This is a genomic window from Streptomyces spinoverrucosus, assembly GCF_006539505.1.
Lineage (GTDB): Bacteria > Actinomycetota > Actinomycetes > Streptomycetales > Streptomycetaceae > Streptomyces > Streptomyces spinoverrucosus.
This window is the reverse complement of sequence record NZ_BJND01000206.1, coordinates 1-739: the sequence shown is the minus strand read 5'-3', so window position 1 is coordinate 739 and position 739 is coordinate 1. Positions and strand designations below refer to the sequence as shown.

The window sequence follows — 739 nt, the reverse complement described above, 5'->3', positions numbered from 1 at the left end:
CACTCGACCTGCCCCATGCGCTCGTGGAGTGGGTGACCATGCTCGTCGTCACCCGCGAGGGTGACCGGCGCTGCAAGCTCCGCCCGTCTCAGCGCGCGATGGTGGCACTGGTGTACCTGCGCGAACACACCACCCTGGCGAAGATCGCTGCCGGGTTCGGGATCAGCGAATCCACCGCCCACGCCTACACCAGCGCGGTCATCCGCCTGCTCGCCGAACGCGCGCCGGGTCTGCTGAAGGTTCTGCGCGAGGCCGATGCGGACTTCGTCCTGCTGGACGGCACTCTCGCCGAGTGCGACCGGGTCGGCGACGGACGGGCCGACTACTCCCACAAGCACCGCCGGCACGGGGTGAACGTGCAGGTGGTCACCGATCCGGCCGGCCGGCTGCTGTGGCTCTCACCCGCGCTGCCGGGCCGGGCTCACGACCTGACCGCTGCCCGCACCCACCGGATCATCCGCATCTGCGAGCGCCAGGGCGTGCCCATCATCGCCGATCTGGCCTACCAGGGCGGCGGTCCCTGGGTGACCACGGGCATCAAACGCAGGCCCCTGCAGGAACTCACCCTCACCGAGAAGACCCGCAACCGGGCCCTGGCCGCGGCGCGGGCACCGGTCGAGCGCGGCGTCGCACGCCTGAAGTCCTGGCGGATCTTCCGCAGATCCCGATGCAGCCCAAACCGCATGACGTCAATCACCAAAGCCGTCCTCACCCTGGAGCGGCAACGCTGAAGAAGCTC

General features: G+C 69.8%; 1 protein-coding gene. It reads left to right on the top strand.

The window, feature by feature from the left end; translation table 11 throughout:
• A partial coding sequence (locus SSP24_RS42550; protein ID WP_141316640.1) for a transposase family protein occupies positions 1-731 on the top strand: 731 nt, incomplete at its 5' end.
• Positions 732-739: the final 8 nt, after the last annotated feature.